Source organism: Streptomyces sp. NPDC058051, assembly GCF_042885475.1.
Classification (GTDB): Bacteria; Actinomycetota; Actinomycetes; order Streptomycetales; family Streptomycetaceae; genus Streptomyces.
This window is the reverse complement of the sequence record NZ_JBHVRW010000019.1, coordinates 129,885-151,612: the sequence shown is the minus strand read 5'-3', so window position 1 is coordinate 151,612 and position 21,728 is coordinate 129,885. Positions and strand designations below refer to the sequence as shown.

Annotated in this window: 20 protein-coding genes and 1 pseudogene; 11 read left to right on the top strand and 10 right to left on the bottom strand. The window is 71.7% G+C overall.

Translation table 11 applies throughout. From position 1 onward, the window contains the following. Positions 1–50: 50 nt before the first annotated feature. Complete coding sequence (locus ACFVUT_RS26880; protein ID WP_389654677.1) at positions 51–491, bottom strand: MarR family winged helix-turn-helix transcriptional regulator; 441 nt, start codon at positions 489–491, stop codon at positions 51–53. A 146-nt stretch (positions 492–637) separates the two neighbouring features. Between ACFVUT_RS26880 and ACFVUT_RS26875 the strand changes: the two genes are divergently transcribed. After that, positions 638–853 (top strand): ribbon-helix-helix protein, CopG family, encoded by a 216-nt coding sequence (locus tag ACFVUT_RS26875; RefSeq protein WP_389654679.1) that lies wholly within the window; start codon positions 638–640, stop codon positions 851–853. On the opposite strand, the gene ACFVUT_RS26870 is transcribed toward ACFVUT_RS26875, so the two are convergent. Beyond that, on the bottom strand, positions 846–2,300 hold the full coding sequence (locus ACFVUT_RS26870; protein ID WP_389654681.1) for an NCS2 family permease: 1,455 nt from the start codon (positions 2,298–2,300) through the stop codon (positions 846–848). The genes ACFVUT_RS26875 and ACFVUT_RS26870 overlap by 8 nt on opposite strands. A 219-nt stretch (positions 2,301–2,519) precedes the next feature. Here ACFVUT_RS26870 and ACFVUT_RS26865 point away from each other — a divergent pair, with 219 nt between their 5' ends. Both ACFVUT_RS26865 and ACFVUT_RS26860 read left to right on the top strand, forming a co-directional pair. Continuing rightward, positions 2,520–2,879 (top strand): DUF2530 domain-containing protein, encoded by a 360-nt coding sequence (locus ACFVUT_RS26865; protein ID WP_389654683.1) that lies wholly within the window; start codon positions 2,520–2,522, stop codon positions 2,877–2,879. 172 nt (positions 2,880–3,051) lie between these two features. Beyond that, positions 3,052–5,532, top strand: a complete 2,481-nt coding sequence (locus tag ACFVUT_RS26860; protein WP_389654685.1) for an HAD-IC family P-type ATPase — start codon at positions 3,052–3,054, stop codon at positions 5,530–5,532. Between the two features lie 86 nt (positions 5,533–5,618). Here the strand turns inward: ACFVUT_RS26860 and ACFVUT_RS26855 are convergent, their stop codons facing one another. From ACFVUT_RS26855 to ACFVUT_RS26845, 3 genes are all read right to left on the bottom strand, one after another. Next, entirely contained in the window at positions 5,619–6,500 is an 882-nt protein-coding gene (locus ACFVUT_RS26855) for a DUF5707 domain-containing protein (protein WP_389654687.1), read from the bottom strand. A 176-nt stretch (positions 6,501–6,676) separates the two neighbouring features. Further along, complete coding sequence (locus tag ACFVUT_RS26850) at positions 6,677–9,877, bottom strand: sacsin N-terminal ATP-binding-like domain-containing protein (RefSeq protein ID WP_389654924.1); 3,201 nt, start codon at positions 9,875–9,877, stop codon at positions 6,677–6,679. A gap of 580 nt (positions 9,878–10,457) precedes the next feature. After that, complete coding sequence (locus ACFVUT_RS26845; protein WP_389654689.1) at positions 10,458–11,390, bottom strand: DUF3027 domain-containing protein; 933 nt, start codon at positions 11,388–11,390, stop codon at positions 10,458–10,460. A 430-nt stretch (positions 11,391–11,820) separates the two neighbouring features. Between ACFVUT_RS26845 and ACFVUT_RS26840 the strand changes: the two genes are divergently transcribed. From ACFVUT_RS26840 to ACFVUT_RS26825, 4 genes are read left to right on the top strand one after another with little or no spacing between them, the layout of a single operon-like run. After that, on the top strand, positions 11,821–13,257 hold the full coding sequence (locus ACFVUT_RS26840) for an MFS transporter (RefSeq protein WP_389654691.1): 1,437 nt from the start codon (positions 11,821–11,823) through the stop codon (positions 13,255–13,257). 27 nt (positions 13,258–13,284) lie between these two features. After that, entirely contained in the window at positions 13,285–13,764 is a 480-nt protein-coding gene (locus ACFVUT_RS26835; protein ID WP_389654693.1) for a DUF2771 domain-containing protein, read from the top strand. 29 nt (positions 13,765–13,793) lie between these two features. After that, positions 13,794–14,489 carry a futalosine hydrolase gene (locus ACFVUT_RS26830; protein WP_389654695.1) on the top strand — a complete coding sequence of 232 codons (696 nt, stop codon included), beginning with the start codon at positions 13,794–13,796 and terminating at the stop codon, positions 14,487–14,489. Between the two features lie 7 nt (positions 14,490–14,496). Continuing rightward, entirely contained in the window at positions 14,497–15,366 is an 870-nt protein-coding gene (locus ACFVUT_RS26825; protein ID WP_389654697.1) for a 1,4-dihydroxy-6-naphthoate synthase, read from the top strand. An 83-nt stretch (positions 15,367–15,449) separates the two neighbouring features. Here the strand turns inward: ACFVUT_RS26825 and ACFVUT_RS26820 are convergent, their stop codons facing one another. Continuing rightward, positions 15,450–15,833 (bottom strand): cold-shock protein, encoded by a 384-nt coding sequence (locus tag ACFVUT_RS26820; protein WP_389654699.1) that lies wholly within the window; start codon positions 15,831–15,833, stop codon positions 15,450–15,452. A 236-nt stretch (positions 15,834–16,069) separates the two neighbouring features. On the opposite strand from ACFVUT_RS26820, the gene ACFVUT_RS26815 reads away from it, so the two are divergent. Together ACFVUT_RS26815 and ACFVUT_RS26810 are read left to right on the top strand one after the other, a co-directional pair. Continuing rightward, positions 16,070–16,294, top strand: coding sequence for a hypothetical protein (locus ACFVUT_RS26815; RefSeq protein ID WP_389654701.1), 225 nt, complete (start codon positions 16,070–16,072; stop codon positions 16,292–16,294). A 117-nt stretch (positions 16,295–16,411) separates the two neighbouring features. Then, a complete protein-coding gene (locus tag ACFVUT_RS26810; RefSeq protein WP_389654703.1) occupies positions 16,412–16,624 on the top strand; it encodes a hypothetical protein in 213 nt (70 codons plus the stop codon). 333 nt (positions 16,625–16,957) lie between these two features. On the opposite strand, the pseudogene ACFVUT_RS26805 reads toward ACFVUT_RS26810, so the two are convergent. From ACFVUT_RS26805 to ACFVUT_RS26795, 3 genes and pseudogenes are all read right to left on the bottom strand, one after another. After that, positions 16,958–17,273, bottom strand: a pseudogene (locus tag ACFVUT_RS26805) (PTS glucose/sucrose transporter subunit IIB); the annotation flags it as partial. Positions 17,274–17,313: 40 nt separating this feature from the next. Next, positions 17,314–18,279, bottom strand: coding sequence for an N-acetylmuramic acid 6-phosphate etherase (gene murQ, locus ACFVUT_RS26800; protein WP_389654705.1), 966 nt, complete (start codon positions 18,277–18,279; stop codon positions 17,314–17,316). A gap of 161 nt (positions 18,280–18,440) precedes the next feature. Continuing rightward, a complete protein-coding gene (locus ACFVUT_RS26795) occupies positions 18,441–19,358 on the bottom strand; it encodes a MurR/RpiR family transcriptional regulator (protein WP_389654707.1) in 918 nt (305 codons plus the stop codon). Between the two features lie 194 nt (positions 19,359–19,552). Here ACFVUT_RS26795 and ACFVUT_RS26790 point away from each other — a divergent pair, with 194 nt between their 5' ends. Next, a complete protein-coding gene (locus ACFVUT_RS26790) occupies positions 19,553–19,921 on the top strand; it encodes a hypothetical protein (RefSeq protein WP_389654709.1) in 369 nt (122 codons plus the stop codon). Next, complete coding sequence (locus tag ACFVUT_RS26785) at positions 19,918–20,193, top strand: DUF4031 domain-containing protein (protein WP_389654711.1); 276 nt, start codon at positions 19,918–19,920, stop codon at positions 20,191–20,193. The genes ACFVUT_RS26790 and ACFVUT_RS26785 overlap by 4 nt, the downstream gene beginning before the upstream one ends. 184 nt (positions 20,194–20,377) lie before the next feature. Here ACFVUT_RS26785 and ACFVUT_RS26780 read toward each other — a convergent pair whose 3' ends face one another. Further along, positions 20,378–21,607, bottom strand: coding sequence for a Cmx/CmrA family chloramphenicol efflux MFS transporter (locus tag ACFVUT_RS26780; RefSeq protein WP_389654926.1), 1,230 nt, complete (start codon positions 21,605–21,607; stop codon positions 20,378–20,380). Between the last annotated feature and the right edge of the window lie 121 nt (positions 21,608–21,728).

Genomic DNA, 21,728 nt, shown 5'->3' with positions numbered 1-21,728 from the left:
GTGCGGCGGTGGTGTCGCCGCGCCGGCTGTGGACGGCGCGGCCGGCCCCGCTACAGGTGGGCGAGCTTCTCCAGCACGGGCGCCGCCTTGCGCAGCGTCTCCCACTCCTCCTCGTCCAGACCCTCGGCGAGGGAGGTCAGCCAGGCGTTCCGTTTGGATCGGCTCTCTTCGAGCATGGCCTCCGCCTGTTCCGTCTGGCTGACCATCTTCTGGCGACGGTCGTCGGGGTGCGGTTCCAGTCTGACCAGTCCCTTTGCTTCCAGCAGCGCGACGATGCGCGTCATCGACGGAGGCTGCACGTGCTCCTTGCGGGCCAGCTCACCGGGCGTGGCCGAACCGCAACGCGCGAGTGTGCCGAGCACCGACATCTCGGTGGGGCTCAGTGACTCGTCGACACGCTGGTGCTTCAGGCGCCGGCCGAGCAGCATCACGGCGGCACGAAGGGAGCTCACGGCGGCCGCACTGTCGCCGTCGTGGATCAGGTCAGGCATGTTTATTAGCGTAACTCATTACCTACTCTAAAGACCATTCGTGTTACACGCGCGAGGGCCACCTCGCCCCCATCGATCACCCAATCGAGTGAGTCGGTACCGGAAAGTGACGCGCGTCGGCCGTCCGGGCCGTAACCCTGCTTGCCATGGGATCGACTGTGCTCAGCCTGCGGATAGACGGTGAGCTGCTCGACCGGCTACGGCAGCATGCCGCCAAACGCGGAATGAGCGTCCAGGACTATGTCGTCCGGACGCTCATTCGCGATGACTTCGACGAGCGCTTCAAGGCGGCCGTCGACGAGACGGAGAAGTTCTACGGTTCGAAGGGAGCCGCGGGGATCAGGGCCGAAGAGGTCACGTGAGGCCGAGGGCCGGCATCGCGTAGTAGAAGACGAAGACCGCCGACACCACGTACATGGCCAGGGGCACCTCGCGCCGACGCCCGGCCGCCACGCGCAGCACGCAGAAGGCGATGAAGCCGATGCCGATGCCGTTGGTGATCGAGTACGTGAACGGCATCATCACCATGGCCAGGAAGGCCGGGATCGCGAGCGTGTAGTCGCTCCAGTCCACGTCCCGGACCGAGCTGGCGACGATCAGGAAGCCGACCGCCAACAGGGCCGGGGTGGCCGCCTGCGACGGCACCATGGTCGCCAGCGGCGTCAGGAACAGCGCCACCGTGAACAGCAGACCCGTCACGACGCTCGCGAGGCCGGTGCGGGCTCCCTCACCCACACCCGCCGTGGACTCCACGAAGCAGGTGCTCGCGGAGGAGGAGCTCGCTCCGCCCGCGGCGACCGCGACGCCGTCCACGAACAGCACCTTGTTGATGCCGGGGAAGTTGCCGTCCTTGTCCGTCAGCTTCGCCTCGTCGCCGACACCGAGGATGGTGCCCATCGCGTCGAAGAAGCAGGACAGCAGCACGGTGAAGACGAACAGGATGCCGGTGAGCACACCGACCTTGCCGAAGCCGCCGAACAGACTGGCATGGCCGATCAGCCCGAAGTCGGGACCGGCCACCGGATTGCCCGGCCACTGCGGAACGGTGAGGCCCCAGGCCCCGGCCGGCAGATCGGCGACCGCGTCGACGATCAGCGCGACGACGGTCATGGCGACGATCGAGATCAGGATCGCGCCCGGCACCTTGCGGACGATCAGCGCGAGGGTGAGCAGCGCGCCGAGGACGAAGATCAGGACCGGCCAGCCGTTGAGGTGACCGTCGCCGCCGAGCTGGAGCGGGACCGTGGTCTGCGCGGCGTCTGGGATGCGCGAGACGAAGCCCGAGTCCACCAGGCCGACGAGCAGGACGAAGAGGCCGATCCCCATCGAGATGCCCTTGCGGAGCGAGGCGGGTACCGCGTTCATCACGCGTTCACGCAGCCCGGTCGCGACCAGCAGCATCACCACGATGCCCGCGAGGACGACCATGCCCATCGCGTCCGGCCAGCTCATCCTGGGGGCGAGCTGGAGGGCCACGACGGTGTTGACGCCGAGTCCGGCGGCCAGCGCGATCGGCACATTGCCGATGACACCCATCAGGAGCGTGGAGAACGCGGCGGTCAGCACGGTGGCGGTGACCAGCTGGCCGCCGTCGAGCTGATGCCCGTACATATCCTTCGCGCTGCCGAGAATGATCGGGTTGAGGACGATGATGTACGCCATCGCAAAGAACGTGGCGAATCCGCCGCGGATCTCGCGCGCGACCGACGACCCCCGCTCGGAGATCTTGAAGAAACGATCCATGCCGTTGTTCGGCCCAGGAGCCGAAGACTGCGCGGAGTCGACCGAAGCGGTGGCCGAGGGGGACATGTATGACCTCAGTGATGCGTAGGGGGGTTAAAAGTGGTCAACTTTGGGCTTTCACACGAATAATTCGAGCCAGCCGCAAGCAGATTCAGTATGAATACATAAGGCGAAGATCGCTATCTCCGCGCGTAGACCCTTGGGCCGCCTGGCCTCTCCGTCTTTATGTATGCCGTCTTTACGGGGCAGCGGAGGGGGTCTCGGGTGGGCCCATACACTGAGGTCATGGCGAAGTGGACACCGAAGCACGAGGCACCCGAGCCCCTGGAGGGGCCCGTCGTCGCCACCATCACCGGCGGCACGATCCTCTGGTTCGTCCTCTTCCTGGTCCAGTTGCCGTTCTACGGCTGGTTCGACGACCACAACCACCTGTGGTGGCTGTGGACCTGCCTGGCCGGTGCGGGGCTCGGCCTGATCGGCATCTGGTACGTACGGGGGCGCGACGCGGCGATCAAGCGGGCCGCGGCGGCTGCGGACACGGCGGCGGCCACAGCGGCGGAGCAGCCGGCCGGGGCCCCGGGGTCCGACGCCACAGCGCCCGGAGCCCGGAAGGACACCGAGGACGGGCCCGGCACCACGGCCTGACGCCACGGCTCGGCACCACAGCACGGCACCGCAGCCCGACTCCACGCGCACCGCCTTACGCCACGCGCACCGGCGTCCGCGTACTGCCGGAGGACCATTCCCCTCCTCCCACGGTCTGATCTTCGGACCCCCCAGTGGGTGAATCGGGCGATCCACCCGTACCGTCGGAACCATGACGCAGCGGGCACCCCATTCGTTCGGCGAGCACACCCCCGAGGCATCCGGCACCACCGGCCACTCGGAACGGTCCATGATCGACGCCGGGGCCGAGCTCGACCCGGTCCACCCGGTGCAGCTGCCGGCACCGGCCGCGAACACCCGGGGACTGACCTCGGCGGAGGTCGCCGAACGGATCGCCCGCGGCGAGGTCAACGACGTGCCCGTCCGCTCGTCCCGTTCGGTCGCCGAGATCGTCCGCGCGAACGTCTTCACCCGGTTCAACCTGATCATCGGCGTGCTCTGGCTGATCATGCTGTTCGTCGCGCCGATCCAGGACAGCCTCTTCGGCTTCGTGATCATCGCCAACACCGGCATCGGCATCGTCCAGGAGTGGCGGGCCAAGAAGACCCTCGACAGCCTCGCCGTCATCGGCGAGGCGAAACCGACGGTGCGGCGCGACGGGGTCTCGGCCGAGATCTCCACCTCCGAGATCGTTCTCGGCGACCTCATCGAGCTGGGCCCCGGCGACAAGGTCGTCGTGGACGGCACGGTCGCCGAGGCCGACAGCCTGGAGATCGACGAGTCACTGCTCACCGGCGAGGCCGACCCGGTGGTGAAGCAGCCCGGCGACCCCGTCATGTCCGGGAGCTTCGTCGTCGCGGGAGGCGGCTCGTTCGCCGCGACCAAGGTGGGCCGCGAGGCCTACGCCGCGCAGCTCGCCGAGGAGGCGTCCCGCTTCACCCTCGTCCAGTCAGAGCTGCGCACCGGTATCTCCACCATCCTCAAGTACGTCACCTGGATGATGGTGCCGACCGCGATCGGCTTGATCATCAGCCAGCTCGTCGTCAAGGACAACGACTTCAAGGGGTCGGTCGCCAGGACCGTCGGCGGTATCGTCCCGATGATCCCGGAGGGCCTGGTGCTGCTCACCTCGGTCGCCTTCGCGATCGGGGTCGTACGGCTGGGCCGCCAGCAGTGCCTGGTGCAGGAGCTCCCCGCCATCGAGGGCCTGGCCCGGGTCGACGTCGTCTGCCTGGACAAGACCGGAACCCTCACCGAGGGTGGCATGGACGTCACCGAGGTGCGGGCGCTGGGCGGTGCGGAGGACACGTACGTACGGCGGGTGCTGGGCGCGCTCGGCGCGTCCGACCCCCGGCCCAACGCCAGCCTCCAGGCCATCGTCGACGCCTACCCGGACGGGGAGGAGTGGCGGTGCACGCAGTCGCTGCCGTTCTCCTCGGCCCGCAAGTACAGCGGCGCCGCGTTCGACGAGGGCGGCGGCCGGGCGTCGGTCTGGCTGCTGGGCGCCCCCGACGTGCTGCTGCCCGAGCAGGACCCGGCCCTCACCGAGATCGAGCAGCTCAACGAGCAGGGGCTGCGGGTGCTGCTGCTGGCCCGCGCGCAGGGCGGACTCGAAGGGCCGGACATCGCCACCGGGGCCGTGCCGAGCGCGCTGATCGTCCTGGAGCAGCGGCTGCGGCCCGACGCCGGGGAGACGCTGGCCTACTTCGCCGACCAGCGGGTCGCCGCGAAGGTCATCTCCGGCGACAACGCGGTCTCTGTCGGGGCGGTCGCCGGAAAGCTCGGCCTGCCGGGCGCGGAGAACACCCTGGACGCCCGCCGGCTGCCCACCGACCCGGACGACATGGCCACGGCGGTCGAGGAGAACGCGGTCTTCGGCCGGGTCACCCCGCAGCAGAAGCGGAACATGGTCGGCGCGCTCCAGTCCCGCGGCCACACCGTCGCGATGACCGGCGACGGCGTCAACGACGTGCTGGCGCTGAAGGACGCCGACATCGGCGTCTCCATGGGCTCGGGTTCCGAGGCGACCCGGGCCGTCGCCCAGATCGTGCTGCTCAACAACAGCTTCGCGACGCTGCCGTCCGTCGTCGCGGAGGGCCGCCGGGTGATCGGCAACATCACCCGGGTCGCCACCCTGTTCCTGACCAAGACCGTCTACTCGGTACTGCTGGCGGTCCTGGTGGTCTGCTTCCAGGTCGACTACCCGTTCCTGCCGCGCCACCTGACGCTGCTGTCGACGCTGACGATCGGCATCCCGGCGTTCTTCCTGGCCCTCGCGCCCAACAAGGAACGGGCCCATCCGCACTTCGTGCGCCGGGTCATGCGGTACGCCATCCCGTCGGGCGTCATCGCGGCCGTCGCCACCTTCGTGACCTATCTGATCGCCCGGCACCACTACTCCGGTACGGGGGCGCTGGAAGCGGAGACCAGCGCGGCGACGCTCACGCTGTTCCTGGTCTCGATGTGGGTCCTGGCGATCATCGCCCGCCCGTACACCTGGTGGCGGATCTGCCTGGTGGTGGCGATGGGGCTGGCGTTCCTGATCGTGCTGGTGGTGCCGTGGCTGCAGAACTTCTTCGCGCTGAAGCTGGTGGGAGCGTCGATGCCGTGGACCGCGGTGGGGATCGCGGTGGTGGCGGCGGCCGGCCTGGAGTACGCCTGGCGACTGGTCGGCCGCCGCTTCCCTGTGTGAGGTGACTCCCGCGCGCGGTACCCACACGGGTTACCTCGCGCGGGTTGCCTCGCGCGGGTCACTGCACGCGAGTCACTTCACACGGGTCACCGCACGTCGACGAAGTCGCCCGCGGTCGTGACGGCCGGAGTGGTGGACGTACCGGCGAAGCTGTAGCGCCAGTAGCCGTCGACCGACGCCTTGACGGTCGTCTTCAGGTTGCCCGTGCTGTTCGTCTTGATCGTCTTGACCGTGGTGTAGGTGGAGCTGGTCTTCTTGCGGAACTGGAGCTTCACCGGCTGCACGGTGTAGCCGTGGTACTTGTGGTCCTCCCAGTTCGCCCGCGACAGCTTGCCGGTGACCGTGATCGTCTTGCCCTTCTTCACGGGCTCCGGAGCGGCGTTCACCGTCAGCTTCGACAGGCGCTGCACGCGGGCGGTGCCGTAGAAGTCGGTGTAGGCGACATCGGTGTTGTTGCCGGCGAGGGCGCCCGCGGAGACGTGCCAGGTGCCGGCCAGGGCGTTCTTGTACAGGTCGTAGCGCGGGTAGACCGTGAAGGTCAGCTTGCAGGTCGAGGTCGTCGCGTTGACCTTGGTGCACTTCGCCGCGTCCTCGTTCGGCAGGATCGCCCCGTCCAGGGTGTCCTCCGAGGACGGGTCCGTGCCGTGCCACAGGTCGGCGTAGGCGTCGACGACACCGGAGGCGTGCGACGCGGTGACCGAGACGGAGATCGTCCTGGGGTCCGTGGTGCCCAGGACGATGTTCTTGCCGCCGTTGACGACGACCTTCGAGATGACGGGCTCCGCCGTGGCCGCGGCGGCTGCCGCGCGGGCCTTCGACGAGCCCGTGGCGGCGGTGCCGAACACCTCGGCGGCCGACGTCGGCTTGTGCAGATGCGCGGAGTGGTCGCCCGCGTGGGCGGCCGGGACGGCCAGAGCGGACAGAGCCAGGGCGCCGGATGCGGCGGCAACGGTGGCACGAATACGCATGTGTTTCCCCAGTGGAGAAAGGCCCCGCGAGCACGTGATACGACCCGGGCGGGGCTCAAGTGGTCTGGTGAGTCTGCTGACTCGACAGGCCAGACCCGCGACATATGTGAAGGGTTGTGCACGGAGCTGAATTTATTGCGAAGATTTCCGCTTTCGGTGCCCGCGTGCGGCGAGGCTCAGTCGAACCAGCGGTCCCGGGCCAGCTCCTCCGTACGGGACGGGTCCTCCAGCAGCGCCGCGACCTCGAAGCGGCGCGGCCACTGCCCCGCGGCCCAGGCCAGCCCGGCCGCGACGCCTTCCAGCGTGGCGGCGTGCACGGTGCCGTCGGGGGCGCGGCGCCAGTCCAGTTCGACGCCTCCCGCGCGCAGTTCGCCGTGCTCGACGTACGTGTCCGGGGTTCCGGCGCCCAGCAGTACCCGTACCGCATGCGGTACGCGGTGCTCCTCGCCGTCCGTCGTCACCTCCGCCTCGACGTTCTCGCCGAGCCGCCGTACCTGGAACAGCTCGGCCAGGTCGGCCGCGCGCGTCGGGGCGACCGGGAGCAGCGGGAGCCCGTCGGTGAGCGGCAGCAGATCGGGGGCGTCCGCGATCAGGGCGTCCGCCGCGTCGACGACCCGGACCTCGCCGTCGACCACGGCCCGCAGCGCGTCGGGCAGCGTGACCTGTTCGGGATCGAGGTCGGCCAGTGCCGTGTACAGGGAGTGCAGTTGCTCGGGGCCGACCGCACGGTCCTCGTCCGCGAGCCGGCCGAGGAGTTCGGCGGCGCCGCCGGGCTCGTCGAGGAGTGCGGACACGGACGTGCGGACGCCGAGGGCGCGCAGCACCTGGGCGTCGTCGAAGCCGGTCGCGTCGGCGGAGTCGTACAGTCCGGTCAGCCGCGGGTCGCCGGACGCGGCCCGCAGACCGGCCGGGCGGCGGCCGTCGAGCACGGGGTGGTCGCGCAGCCACCAGGCCGTGTAGGGGCGCACGGACCGGGTCGTGCCGTCGGGCAGCAGCACCCGCACCGGCTGGGTCAGCGCGTCGCGCAGCGGCGGCCGGGCGAGCAGTGCGAGCGCCTGCGGCCAGGCGTCGTCGTCGACGAGGTCCAGATCGCGGACGGCGACGAGCTCGGTGGCGACCGGCGGCACAGGGCTGTCGGGCAGTTGGTCGAGGACGTCCTCGCACCACACGTCCACGGCGTCGAGCAGCCCGGCGTCGTCCGGCTCGGCGAAGTCGCCCTCCCGGGGCTCCAGTTCGTCCGGGTCCAGGACGACGTCGGTGGCGCGCACGAGTGCGAAGGTGGCGAGCACCCCGCAGGCGGTGAGCGGCTGCTCGCCCCAGCGGTCGGTCAGTTCGCGGTCGCAGAGCGCCAGTTCGCCCTCCCGCATGATGGCCGCGAACGGGCTTCCGGGCAGCACGAGTTCACCGGCGGGGGCGGGTTCGCCGTCCTCGTCGGGCAGGGCGAGCGCGCCCAGCCAGGGTTCGTCGCCGGGTGCCAGATCGGCGTCGCGCACGAGGGTGAGGACGGTGTCCGCGAGCTCGTCGGCGTCCAGCGCGTCCTCGTCCCAGATCTCGCCCGCGTCCAGCGATCCGGCGACGGCGGCCCGCACCTGCGGGGTCGTCAGCACGGCACGCGGCGTGGCGGGCAGGGCGCCCAGCTTCTCCAGCAGCGGATGGGCGGCGTCCGGGTGCGCGACCTTCAGCCCGAGCCTGGCGAGACGTTCCAGGACGGGGCCGGTGAGCGCGTCCGGGAGCGGGAGGAGGACCTGGCGGGGTCCGAGGGCCGTGCGGGGGGTGGCCGGGGCCTCGGAGTCCCGCGCCCGGGGCGTGCCGGCGAGCGGGACCGGCAGGCCGGAGAGGCGGTCCGGGTCGATGCCCGACAGGCCGTCGTACAGCCGCCGCCACCAGCCGGGGTCGCGCTCCAGACCGGCGAGACGGTCGATCGCCTCGGTCAGCGGGACGCGGGCGATGCCGAGGGTGCGCAGTTCGCTGCGGCGTTCGAGCCCGGCGGGCAGCAGGCACGGCAGGACCTCGGCGAGCACCCGTACGGTCTCGGCGCCCACCCCTTCCAGCACCTCGGCCTCCAGGGGCCGCAGCGCGGTGGTGGCGCTCTCGCGGATGCCGTCCGCGTCCCAGCCGGCCCACCGGTCCGTCTCCGTGCCGGCGTCGCGCGGGACGGCGGGCGCCAGGAACGCGACACGCGGCAGCCGCTCCAGGATCGCGCCGCGCAGCGCACCGTCCAGCGCGCCCTTGCCGAGCGGCCCGGGAACGAGGTCGATGGTGTCGACGGACACCGGTTGCCAGTCGGCGAGCAGTTCCGCGTACGCGTCGGCCGCGCGCTGCACCAGGAAGTCGGTGAGCGGCCCCGGTGCGGGGTGGCGGCGGGTGGTGTCGAGCGGCAGCGACGCGATGAGCAGGGCGGGGATGCCGAGGGGTTCGTCGGTGGGGGTCGGCGCGTGGACGACGGGGGCGGTACGGGGACGCACCGGGGCGCCCTCCGCGTCCACCGGAACCGCCCAGGTGACCGACCAGTGGGGGCGCAGCCGTTCCTCGCGGGGCCGGTCGGCCAGCAGGGCGGGCTCGACGGGGCCGTGGTGGGTGGCGGTGCGCCAGCGGTGCGTACCGCGCGCGGAGTCCTCGACGTGGGTGTACGGGCCGTGCTGCGAGCGGCTCAACGTCCTTACGGTGCCAGGCGTTTCGATCACGATCTCGCTGATGCCGCGCAGGGTGAGCAGGAGCGCGTCGTCGACCGCGTCGAGCAGCCGGACCACGAGGTCCTCGGCGCCGCCGTCGCGCAGCGGGAGGACGACGACGGTGTCGTAGCCGTCGGGCGCGGTGCCCTCGGCGGGCAGCGGGAGCCTCAGCAGGGGGACGTGGCCGTCGCGGCGGCGGAGCTCGTCGCCGAGGCCGGGGCTGGCCACGGCCGCCGCCGCGGCGAGGTCGCGGGCCTCGGCGAGGGACCAGCGGACGCCGCCGTGGCGGCCGACGACGGCGGGCTCGTCGCTCACCGCGAGCACGGCGGCGAAGCCGACGCCGAACCGGCCGACGGCCCCCTCGTGCCCCTCGCGCTTGGCGGAGGCGCGCAGGGTGGAGAGCGACTCCACACCGGTGGCGTCGAGGGCGGCGCCGGTGTTGGCGGCGGCGAGCACGGCCGGGGAGTTCGCGGTCGCCGGGTGAAGGGTGAGGCGGAGGCGGCCGGGAACCTGCGCGCGGGCGGCGGCGTCGGCGGCGTTCTGGGCCAGCTCGACGACGAGGCGGTCGCGGTAGCCGCCGAGCGCGAGGTCCTCCTCGGCGTTGGCGTCCTCACGGAACCTGGCGGGGCCGGCGCCCCAGGAGTCGAGCACGCCGCGTCGCAGCCGTGCGGTCCCGAACGGGTCGGCCCCCTCGGTCGCATTCATGCTCACGCTCTGACTCCGCTCTTTCGGGTTACGCGTTGTCCGTGCCGCCAGTGTGCGCCCGAAGGTACCGGGTCCTCTCGCCGGGCGGGGCGCCGTGAACGGCACTCCGCGCAGGGGCGGCCCCGGGTTGCCCTCGACCGGGCCGGATTCTGCCGTATCGCGCACACCGTCCCGGCTCTGTCTCGACCACCGGACGGGCACGGGCGCGCCGGGTGCGCCGGGCGCGGGCGCGCCCGTGGAAGGGCGGGGGAGTCGCGGGACGGGCGCGGGCGCGCCGGGTGCGGGCGTGTGCGCGGACGGGCCGGGGAGGCCGCTGGACGGGCGCGGGCGGCTCCGTCCGGTGTCCGGGGCCGCATCGCGGCTCGGCCCCGCCAGGACCGAATCGCGGCTCCGTCCCGCCTGGGACGGATCGTGGCCCCGCCCCGCCGTCCGGCCCGCTGCCCCTCGTGAAGCCGCTGTCACGCCCCCTGGAACGGCGCACACGGCACACACGGAACGCCGCCGCGGTCCGGCGCGCCGCGCACCACCCGGCCCGTCCGGGCCGGGTGCCAGGAGTGACCGAGGCCCACCGCGCCCCGCCTCAGGAGTGGCCGAGGTCCTCCGTCGTGCCGTCCGTTTCCGTCGGGACCGAGCCCGAGTCCCGAGCCGGGCGCAACGGATACTCGTCCGCCTGCATCGTGTCCAGCGCGTGCGGCGCCGGCTTCGGCGGCTTCGGCATCACCGCCGCCTCCGAATGCCCACCGCACCCGTACGACAGCGACACCACATGCCCGTCCGCCGGACCGAACTCGTTCGCGCACACCCCGAACGCCTGCCTCAGCGAACCCGCCAACGGCACCAGGAACGCGCAGGTGACGCACGAGGCCGGAGCCGCCTGGGCCATCGGCGTCTTCGCGCCGAACGCCTCGTCCCACCGGTCGGCCGCCGTATGCAGTCCGTACCGCGACAGCACGCGCGCCCGCCGCATGCCGAGCTCCTCGGCGAGCGCCGCGATCGAGCCCCGGCTCGTCGTCGCGGGGCGGGTCGTCAGCTCCGCGTCCTCCGCGTCGACGAGGTCGGCCATCTCCTCCGACATCTCGGAGAGCGCGGAGTTCGCCGGCGGCTCGTCGTCGCCGGTGTATCCGGGTTCCAGGCGGATGTCGTCCGCCTCGGTCGGCAGCAGATCGCCGGGCCCCATGTCCCCGGGACGCAGCCGCTCGCTCCACGGCACCCACTCCGGGGCGAGGAGAGCGTCGCTGCCGGGGAGCAGAACTGTCTCGTCGAGGGTGACGTTCTTCGCACGGGACGCCCGGGCGACCGTCACCGCCCAGCGCCAGCCCCGGTAGCCCGGCTCCTCGCACTCGAAGAAGTGCGTGACGACCCGGTCCCCCTCGGCGACCACGGCCACATGCTCACCGACGACCCCCGGCGCGGCCGCTTCCTCGGCCGCCGCGCGGGCGAGGTCTACCGCCTCGGCGCACAGGCGGTCGGGGACAGGGGTACGGGTACGGCTTCGCGTCGTCGCAGCACTCACAGGTCTCGCTTCTCTCCTACGCCAGTCTCACGAGCGCGCCAGCACATCCATCGATTTCGGCCATCACGGTTGTGGGCGGAGCGGACCTGGGGGCCGCGTCGACGTCCACACCCGTTGTGCCTGCCTCGGGCGCACCTTCTGCCATCCATTCTGCGGGATCGCCGATAGGCGCGCGGCCGAGAACAACCGCCGGTGGCGCGTTACGCACGCTACCCTCTCTGCCGCCCCCCGCCCACCTGCCCGTCCCAAAGAAGGCCGTATCCGGTGCCGCGGTCCGCACGAAGTCCGCCCCTGAACCGTCACTCCGGCCGAAAGACCCCGAACGTGACCGGCCGTGTCCGGGCCGGTCACTGACCCGACAGGGCGGAGTGCGCCGCGCCCCCGCGCCCGTCCCGGTTCGCCACCGGCGGGACTGGGGCACTATGACGAAGTGACTTCCGCCCGGTCGCACAAGGATCCCGGCCCGTTCCGCAGGACGGGCCGGGCGATCGGTCATGCCCTGCGCACCCCGTTCACCGGCACCGCACGAGGTATCCGGAAGGCGACGCACGCCCACGGCGCCGGGGAGTCGGGGCTCGGCAAACTGATCGAGCTGCACGCGGTGAACGGCGCGGGCGATGTGATGATCACCGTGGCGCTCGCCTCGACGGTGTTCTTCTCCGTGCCGACGGACGAGGCCCGCGGCCGGGTCGCCCTCTACCTCGCCATCACCATGGCGCCCTTCACCCTCCTCGCTCCCGTGATCGGCCCGCTCCTGGACCGTCTGCCGCACGGCCGCCGCGCCGCGATGGCCGGCGCGATGCTGGCCCGTGCGGTCCTCGCGCTCACCATGTCGGGCGCGGTCGCCACCGGCGGCCTGGAGCTGTATCCGGCCGCGCTCGGCGTCCTGGTCTGCTCGAAGGCGTACGGAGTCGTACGCAGCGCTGTCGTGCCGCGCCTGCTGCCGCCCCGCTTCTCCCTGGTGAAGGCGAATTCCCGGGTCACCCTGGCCGGGCTCCTGGCCACCGGGCTCGCCGCCCCGGTCGGCGCAGGGCTGCACCTCCTCGGGCCGTCCTGGCCGCTGTACGGCGCGTCTGTGATCTTCGCCGCGGGGACCGTCCTCGCCTTCACCCTGCCGCCCAAGGTCGACTCCGCGAAGGGCGAGCGCAGGGCCCGACTGGTGCCGACGTACGACGTGACACCGCCACGGCCCGAGCCGAGGAGGAACGGGCCGAGGTGGAACAGGTGGAACAGAAGGGCAAGGGGCCGGGAGAGGAACGGCGAGAAGCGGCCCGGGCTGCGGTCCGTGGGGCCGTCCGTGCTGAACGGGCTCCAGGCCAACAGCGCGCACCGCGCACTCTCCGGCTTCCTCATCTTCTTCCTGGCGTTCCTGCTCCGTGAGCAGCCGCTCGCCGGGCAGAGCGCCGCCGTCTCGCTCGGCATCGCCGGCGTGGCGGCCGGGCTGGGCAACGCGCTCGGTACGGCGGTCGGTGCCTGGCTCCGGGCCCGCGGCCCCGAGGTGATCGTCGCCTCCGTGCTGTCCCTGGCCCTGGGCGTCGCCGTGCTCGCCGCGCTCTTCTTCAGCACCGTCATGGTCGCCGCGCTCAGCGCGACCGCGGGCTTCACCCAGGCCCTGTCGAAGCTGTCGCTGGACGCGATGATCCAGCGCGACGTGCCGGAGGAGGTACGGACCTCCGCGTTCGCCCGGTCCGAGACCGTGCTCCAGATGGCATGGGTCGTCGGCGGCGGCATCGGCATCGCCCTCCCCCTCAACGGCGTACTGGGCATGTCCGTCGCCGCGAGCCTCCTCGCCCTCGGCGCCGTCACGTCCGTACGGGGGCTGCTGAGCGCCGCGCGGCGCGGCTCGCCGCACCCCCGCGTGGCGTGAGCCGGAGCGACCGATAACCTTCGGCCCATGACCGTTGCGTTCTTCTCCGGTAAGGGCCGCCGAATCGGCGTCGCTCTTGGTGCCGTGTCCGCAGGACTTCTCGTCCTCTCCGCCTGCGACAAGCCGACGCCGCTCGCGACCGTAACGGTCGGCGGCAACTCGGTGAGCACCGAGGCGTCCTGCTACAACGACGGCAAGGCCATCAAGACGTCGAAACTCCAGGGCTGCCTGAACATGAAGGCGGAGAAGTCCGTCAAGGTCGCGATGGACGACAAGGTCCGCTTCGGCGTCGACCCGGAGATCGCGGACAACGGCTGGACGCTGTTCATCAACGGCCAGCAGGCCGAGCAGGAGCCGTACAAGAAGACCTACCGGTCCATCCCGGGCAGCGCCTTCTTCTCCAGCCAGACCGGCGAGACCACGGACAAGACGCAGATCAGCATCGTGGAGACCAAGGGCAAGAACCTCATCGGCATCTGGCACTTCGAGCTGAAGAAGACCTCCTGACCCCCTCCCGGCCCCGGAGGATCTCCCCCGTGCGTGTGCTCGTCGTGACCGCTGTCCCCGCAGAACGGGACGCGGTCACGCGTGCGTTCGGGGACGGGCCGGACATGACCGTGCGCCAGGTACCCGGCGCCGAGCTGCACCGCGTGGGCGGCCCCGGCGGCCGTGGTGTCGTCGATGTCCTCGCAGGCGGCGCCGGACCGGCCGCCGCAGCCGCCGCGACGGCCTTCGGCCTCGCCCGCGGACCGTACGACCTCGTCGTCTCGGCCGGCATCGGCGGCGGGTTCGTGCCCACCGCCCCCGTCGGCTCGCTCGTCGTGGCGAGCGGAATCGTCGCGGCGGATCTGGGTGCGCAGACGCCCGAGGGCTTCGTGCCCGTCACCGGTCTGGGCTTCGGCCGCGACCGGTTCACGCCGTCGCCGGCGCTGGTCCGCGACGTGGCCACCGCCACCGGCGCGCTCACCGGCGAGGTCCTCACCGTCTCCACCGTGACCGGCAGCGCCGAGCGCGCCGCCGCCCTGATCGCCGCGCACCCGCACGCCGCCGCCGAGGCCATGGAGGGCTTCGGTGTCGCCGAGGCCGCCGAACGGACGGGCACACCGGTGCTGGAACTGAGAGCGGTGTCGAACGCCGTCGGCCCGCGCGACCGGAGCGCCTGGCGCATCGGCGAGGCACTGGCCGCGCTCACCGGGGCGTTCGGGAAGCTCGTCCCCGTACTGGAAGGTTGAACCCACCATGACCGACACGACGCACGACCTGCCCGGCGCGCCGCTGAACATCGCCTTCTCGCCGTGCCCGAACGACACCTTCGTCTTCGACGCCTGGGCGCACGGAAGGGTTCCCGGCGCGCCCGCCCTCGATGTCACCTTCGCGGACATCGACCTCACCAACGGAATGGCCGAGCGCGGCGAACTCGACATGCTCAAGGTCTCGTACGCGGTGCTGCCGTGGGTACTCGACGAGTACACGCTGCTGCCGTGCGGCGGGGCCCTGGGCCGGGGGTGCGGACCGCTCGTCCTCACGAGGGAGGTGGGCACGGATCTGACCGGAAAGACCGTCGCCGTGCCCAGCGAGCGTTCCACCGCGTATCTGCTGTTCCGGCTGTGGGCGGCGGAAGTGGTGCCGGGCGGGGTCGGCGAGATCGTCGTCATGCCGTTCGACGAGATCATGCCCGCCGTGCGCGACGGGAAGGTGGACGCCGGTCTCGTCATCCACGAGGCCCGCTTCACGTACCAGAACTACGGCCTGCACAACCTCGCCGACATGGGCCGGCACTGGGAGGAGACGACCGGGCTGCCGATCCCGCTGGGCGCGATCATCGCCAAGCGGTCACTGGGCGCGGACACGCTGAAGCTGCTCGCCGAGTCGGTGCGCACCTCGGTACGGATGGCCTGGGACGACCCGGAGGTGTCACGGCCCTACGTGCTGGAACACGCGCAGGAGATGGACCCGGCCGTGGCGGACCAGCACATCGGGCTGTACGTCAACGAGTTCACCGCCGACCTCGGCGAGGACGGCTACGCGGCGATCCGCGGACTGCTGACACGCGCGGCGGCCGAGGGGCTGGTACCGCCCCTCGGCCCGGACGCGCTGTCGTTCGTCTGAGATCCGGCGACGTCCGAGGTCTGTCGACTTCCGACTTCCGACTTCCGAGGTCCGAGGTCCGGTTGAGACGTCTTCAGACGTCTTCAGACGTCGAGCTGGTCGGCGACCGCGCGCAGCAGGCCGCCGATCTTCTTGCCTGCCGCCTTGTCGGGGTAGCGCCCGCGTTCCAGCATCGGAGTGATGTTCTCCAGCAGGGTGGTCAGGTCCTGCACGATGGACGCGAGTTCGTCCGGCTTGCGGCGCTGCGCGGCCGCGACGGACGGAGTCGGGTCCAGGATCGCCACCGAGAGTGCCTGGTCTCCGCGCTGGCCTGCGACGACACCGAATTCGACGCGCTGGCCGGGCTTGAGTGCGTCGACACCGTCGGGGAGCACCGAGGAGTGCACGAAGACGTCAGCGCCGTCATCGCGGGAGAGGAAGCCGAAGCCCTTCTCGCTGTTGAACCACTTGACCTTGCCAGTCGGCAAAGCACGCACCCCATCTCAACCCGTACGCCGGAACAAAGCCTCAGCAGGTCAGGCTATCCAGTGGTGGTGCTCCCCTGCTGGCAGAAGCCTCCCCAGGGGACGTACCCCTCGTCAAGCCTGGTCATCCGGCCCGCTGTCCAGAAACCATGCTCGGTTTGTGCGTGGTCCACCATGCTGTGGGGCCGCGGGTGCGGGCGTGCGCCGGGACCGCCGGCGCGGGCCACTACCCTGACGGGGTGAGCACTACTCCTTCTGGCGCAGGTGACCGGCTCGTCCGGATCGGCGCGATCGTCTTCCTCATCGGCGCCCTGGCCACGCTGGCCACCATGGCCCCGCTGTTCCTCGGCACCCATCCGCTGCCGCCCATCGCGTGGTCGCTGTGCATGCTGATGGGGGTGGGCTTCCTGATCGCCGCGGCGGGCGTGGTGCGGTCCGTCCGGGCGGGGTCGCCCCAGCGGTAACGCCGGGGTTGCCCAGCGGCCGTGCCCAGCGGCCGTGCCCAGCGGCCGTGCCCAGCGACTGAGCACGGCGGGCACCACAGCTGTGACGGGAGGGAGCGGACGGGGACGGCTCGGTGCGTGCGTCACACGATCGTGGGACGCACGCGGGAGTGGTGGACTGCCGCGGAACCGTCGATCCGCGCCCCCACGCACAGGCCGCAGGAGAAGGGATCCGCGATGCCTGCCGCGCTGGTCGAGAACGACCAGGTTTCCGCAGGCCACCCGTGGGACTGCCTGCTGCAGACATGGCGCGAACTGGACGTGCCCGAGGGGGGCGCGCCGCGCGGATGAGGGGCGGCAGCGACACGCGGGACGCTGTTGGTCACCAACAACGACCCGGGTGCCGGGTGGCGCCCCTCACGCGTGTCCGCGGGCCGGGGTCAGACTCCGGCCGGTTCCTTCGTCGGGGTGTCCGGGCCGGTCGTCGGGGCTGCCGGGCCCGTTGTCACGGCGGTGGAGCCCGCCGGTTCCCGCGAGACGTTGAACTCCGCCAGCAGGTCCTTGCCGAAACCGAAGAAGTACGTCGCGAGGAAGCCGGCGAGGTAGCCGACCAGCAGCCCGCCCCCGTAGATCGCGATCGTGGTGCCCAGGCCGTGGTCGCCGTCGAGGAGGGGAACAGGGCCCAGCCGGACGGGCCGATGGCCGTGGAGAGACCGAGGTGGAGACCAAAGAGGGTCTGCCCTCTTCCACCAGCTGCTCGAACTCCGGCCGTGACCCGGGCGACGGTGCCCGGGCCGAGGACGATCTGGTACGTGTCGTCCTCGACCACGCCCATGACGGCGGGTATCGCCTTCAGGGCCTCGTCGTCGACGAGTGAGCGGTCGTGCAGGCCCAGCCGGAGCCGGGTCATGCAGTGGGCGATGGAGCTGACGTCGGCGGCGCCACCGACGAGCGGAAGGATCGCGGCGGCCGTGGCGCGGTTCTTGTCTTCTGTTGCCATGGTGCGTGGCAACTTGCTGTGCGGGGGTGGAGCCGGTGGGTCAGGTGGTCGTGCGGGGGGCTGCGGCGAGGGCGGCCCGGAGGTGGCCTTCGGACGCGGACAGCAGGGTGGCGGCGGCGGGGCCGTCGACCCTGCCGAGGATGGTGAGAATGGCGTTCTTCACTTCGCCGTCGGTCGCGGCGAGGGCGGCCTCGATCTCCTCGTCGGCTGCTCCGGTGGCGAGCGAGACGATGCGACGGGAGCGGGCCCGCAGCTTCTCGTTGGAGGCGCGGACGTCGACCATCAGATTCCCGTACGTCTTGCCGAGCCGGATCATCGTGATCGTCGAGATCATGTTGAGGACGAGCTTCTGGGCCGTGCCCGCCTTGAGCCGGGTGGAGCCGGTGAGCAGTTCCGGGCCGACGACGATCTCGATGCCGTGCTCGGCCGCGGCGCCCAGCGCGGAGTCCGCGTTGCAGGAGAGCCCGATGGTCAGTGCGCCCTTGGTGCGGGCGTGCTCGACTGCGCCGATCGCGTACGGGGTACGGCCGGAGGCGGAGATGCCGACCACGGTGTCGTCGGCGGTGAGGCCCAGGGCGTCGAGGTCGGCGGCTGCCAGCTCCTTGCTGTCCTCGGCGCCCTCGACGGCCTTGATCATGGCGGACGGGCCGCCCGCGATCAGGCCGATGACCTCGGACGGGTCGGTGTTGAAGGTGGGTGGGCACTCGCTGGCGTCCAGCACGCCGAGCCGGCCCGCGGTGCCCGCCCCCGCGTAGATCAGTCGGCCACCGCGGGCCATGCGCTCCGCGGTGCCGTCGATCGCGGCGGCGATCTCGGGCAGCCGGGCGGCGACGGCCGACGGGACGGCCTGGTCCTCGCCGTTCATGATGCGGGCTATGTCGAGCGTGCCCAGGCGGTCGATCTCGGCGAGCTCGGGCCGGAACGCCTCGGTGGTGAGGGTGTCGAGCTGGGCGCGCAGTTCCCCGTATCCGTCGGGGGTGGTGTCGGCGCCGGTGCTGGAGGTCATGGAGAGCGGCTCTGCTTTCTCGATCTCGTACGGTTCAGCGGGTGCGGGTGCGGGTGCAGATGCGGGTGCGGCTACGGGGCGGGTGCGGCTACGGGGCGGGTGCGGTTCGTGGTCGGGGGCGGTTCGTGGGCCGGTCGTTGCCGGGGCGGTTCGGGGCGGGGTCAGCGTGGACGTGGCGTGTGGCGGTGGGCCAGCGCCTCGTAGGAGGCGGAGAGTGCCGGTGCGGCCGTTTCGTACGTGCGCTGAGCGACGCCTATGAACAGGCAGTCCACGACGAGCAGTTGGCTCGTGCGGCTCGACATGGCGGCGGGCCGCAGCTCGCTCTCCCGGGCGGTGGACGTGGTCAGCACGTGGTCGGCGTACTGGGTCACGGGGCCGTCGGGCCGGCCGGTGATCGCGATCGTCGTCGCACCGCGGTCGAAGGCGACCCGCAGCGGTTCGATGACGTCGACGGTGGAGCCGGAGTGCGTGATCGCGATGGCCAGGTCGCCGGAGCGGAGCTGCACTGCGTTGGTCACCGCGAGGTGCGGATCCATGTGGGCGTGCGCGATCAGCCCGATACGGGCCAGCTTCTGCGCCAGGTCCTGGCCGACGAGGGAGGAGGCGCCCACACCGTAGATGTCGATGCGCCGGGCGGTGGCGGCGGCGGCGACCGCGGCACCGAGCTGGACGGTGTCGAGCCCTGCGGCCGTGTCGGCGAGGGTCTGCTGTTCGTCGTAGGCCAGCTTGGCGACCACATCGGCGATCGGGTCGTCGACCGCTATGTCCGCGGTGACGGACGGGGCCCGGCCCGACTGCTGGTGCGCGGCGAGCCCGGCGAGCGCCAGGCGCAGATCGCGATAGCCCGGGTAACCGAGGAGGCGGGCCGTGCGGACCACGGTCGCCTCGCTGGTGCCCGTGAGTTCGGCGAGACCTGTGACCGTGAGGGCGGCGCAGCCTGCGGGGTCACCGGCGACGGCCTCGGCGACGCGCTGCATGGAGCGGGTCATGGACGGCGCGAGCGTACGCACCTTGGCCGCGAGCGCCGCCGGCGCGGGCGGCGAGTCAGCGCTGAAACTTTCCTTCACATCACGGGTCACCTTTGAAAGATATTTTCAACCGGGGTGTCCGTCAACCCCCCTTTGGTCCCTTCCTCCGACTCGGCATCCGGGAGTGTCTCCGCTTCACCTCCGGCGGCCCGTCCGGCAGCCCCGTCCGGTAACCCTTCAGACAGCGCGGAAATGGTGCGCGCGGGTGCGAGAAGCGGGTTCGCGGGCGGGGCGACAATGGGCGCATGGAGATGAATCCCCTGGAACAGGCGTTGCACACGGCCCGCGCGCTGGTCATGGCCGATCTCGCCGCAGGTGACGTTGCCGAGGCCGGGATCGTCTCGCTGGTCGAGGACGCGGTCACCCACCGCCGCTGGTGGGTCGAGCAGTGGCCCGACGGCGCGTCGTTCGTCGTCGGCCTCGTCGCTCAGGACGTGCAGGACGCCCTGCTCGAACGGTACGGGCGGTGGCCGCTCTGCCCGGTTTGCGACGCGGGAGACCCGCACGCCCTGGACGTCGAACCGGAGCTGGGCCCGGACCCGCACTGGGTGTGCTCCAAAGCGGCCGTGGCCGTCGCACCGGTCGGTTCGCTGGGCGGGATACTGCGGCGGTGACGGTCTACATCGACCCGCCGGACTGGCCGGGGCACGGGCGGCTCTGGTCGCATCTGGTCAGCGATGTGTCCTTCGACGAACTGCACGCCTTCGCGGCCTCCATCGGCTGCCCGCCACGCGCGTTCGAGCGCGACCACTACGACGTACCGGAATCGCGCTACGAGGACGCGGTACGAGCCGGGGCGCGGCAGATCGGCTCGAAGGAACTCGTCCGCCGGATCACGGCGGCCGGACTGCGACGGCCCAAGGGGCGTCCGGCTCCCGGCCGCTGAGTGCCATGCCCCACCGCGCTCTCGGCGCCCCGGCCGTGCTCTTCGTACGACCGGGGAGGGATGCGTCGTGCTCTTCGTACGGCCGGGCGGACGCGTCGTGCTCTTCGTACGGCCGACGGGGACGCGTCGTGCTGTTCGTACGGCCCGGGCGGCGTTCCGTGCCTCCGCGGACCGCTCTTCTCGCCTACGCCGCGGGTGATGTCTCCGACGTCCTGGCCGGCACGTCCGCCGCGGCTGCGACGGACGATCCGGTCACCCGTCGCGACCGGCCTCCGCTGTGCAGACGCAGCGAGAACACCACGGCCACCAGCGCCACCACCGTCATCGCCGCTCCCGCCCACGCGGTCGCCTCGAAGCCGAAGTCCGCGTCGATCACCGTGCCGCCCAGCCAGGGGCCGCCCGTGTTGCCCAGGTTGAACGCGGCCGTCGTCGTCGCACCCGCCAGCGTCGGAGCGGCGCCCGCGACATTGAACATCCGGGCGTTCAGTGCCGGAGCCGTGTAGAACGCCGACAGGCCGAGCAGGAACGAGAGCCCGACCGCGGCGACCTGGTTCGACGCGAGCAGCGCCAACGCGATCAGGAAGACCGTCGACGCCGCGATTCCGCTCATCAGCACGCCGAAGAGGTGCGCGTCCGCGACCCGGCCGCCGATCGTCGTACCGACCAGCGCACCGATCCCGAACAGGGCGAGCACGGTCGGCACCCAGCCCGAGTCCAGCCCGGCGACGTCCGTGAGCAGCGGCGCCAGATAGCTGAACGCGCAGAAGACACCGCCCGCCGCGAGCGCCGTGATCACGATCGACAACCACACCTGCCGGTCCCGGAAGATGCTCATCTCCTGCCTGAGCTGCGGCCTCTGCTCCGGCATCGGAATGCGCGGGATCAGTGTCGTCACGCCGACCAGCGCCACGGCGGACGCCGCGCCCACGGCCCAGAACGCCGACCGCCAGCCGAGGTTCTCCCCCAGAAAGGCCCCCAGGGGCACGCCCAGCACGTTGGCGATGGACAGGCCGCCGATCATCACGGCCATCGCACGGGCCCGGGCGTTCACCGGCACCATCGCGATGGCGACCGCCGCCCCCACCGCCCAGAACCCGGCACAGGCGAAGGCGCTCACGACACGGGAGGCGAAGAGCACCTCGTACGTCGGCGCGAGCGCACCGGCGACCTGGCCGAGGCCGAAGACGGAGATCAGGGTGATCAGGGTGGTGCGGCGCGGCAGCCGGAGCGTGGCGACGGCGAGCAGCGGGGCGCCGATCACCATGCCGATCGCGAAGGCGGATATGAGAAGCCCGGCCCGGGGGATGGACACGTTCATGTCTTCGGCGATGGGCGGCAGCAGGCCGGAGAGCATGAACTCACTGGTGCCCAGGGCGAAGACCGAGAGGCCCAGGATGTAGACGGCAAGGGGCATGCGGGAGCGGCGTGCGGGAGAGTCGGGCATGACAGCTCGCAACAGCCACTACGGGCGGCGCATTCCCGGACCCCTTCCCGTCGTCATCCGCCCCTGCCGGTTTCCGGCCGCCGTCCCGCCG

Bases quoted from the DNA above. Each gene is read 5' to 3' on its own strand.
- ACFVUT_RS26880 (WP_389654677.1), bottom strand. From the start codon at position 491: ATGCCTGACCTGATCCACGACGGCGACAGTGCGGCCGCCGTGAGCTCC.
- ACFVUT_RS26875 (WP_389654679.1), top strand. From the start codon at position 638: ATGGGATCGACTGTGCTCAGCCTGCGGATAGACGGTGAGCTGCTCGAC.
- ACFVUT_RS26870 (WP_389654681.1), bottom strand. From the start codon at position 2,300: ATGTCCCCCTCGGCCACCGCTTCGGTCGACTCCGCGCAGTCTTCGGCT.
- ACFVUT_RS26865 (WP_389654683.1), top strand. From the start codon at position 2,520: ATGGCGAAGTGGACACCGAAGCACGAGGCACCCGAGCCCCTGGAGGGG.
- ACFVUT_RS26860 (WP_389654685.1), top strand. From the start codon at position 3,052: ATGACGCAGCGGGCACCCCATTCGTTCGGCGAGCACACCCCCGAGGCA.
- ACFVUT_RS26855 (WP_389654687.1), bottom strand. From the start codon at position 6,500: ATGCGTATTCGTGCCACCGTTGCCGCCGCATCCGGCGCCCTGGCTCTG.
- ACFVUT_RS26850 (WP_389654924.1), bottom strand. From the start codon at position 9,877: ATGAATGCGACCGAGGGGGCCGACCCGTTCGGGACCGCACGGCTGCGA.
- ACFVUT_RS26835 (WP_389654693.1), top strand. From the start codon at position 13,285: ATGACCGTTGCGTTCTTCTCCGGTAAGGGCCGCCGAATCGGCGTCGCT.
- ACFVUT_RS26825 (WP_389654697.1), top strand. From the start codon at position 14,497: ATGACCGACACGACGCACGACCTGCCCGGCGCGCCGCTGAACATCGCC.
- murQ (WP_389654705.1), bottom strand. From the start codon at position 18,279: ATGACCTCCAGCACCGGCGCCGACACCACCCCCGACGGATACGGGGAA.
- ACFVUT_RS26790 (WP_389654709.1), top strand. From the start codon at position 19,553: ATGGAGATGAATCCCCTGGAACAGGCGTTGCACACGGCCCGCGCGCTG.
- ACFVUT_RS26780 (WP_389654926.1), bottom strand. From the start codon at position 21,607: ATGCCCCTTGCCGTCTACATCCTGGGCCTCTCGGTCTTCGCCCTGGGC.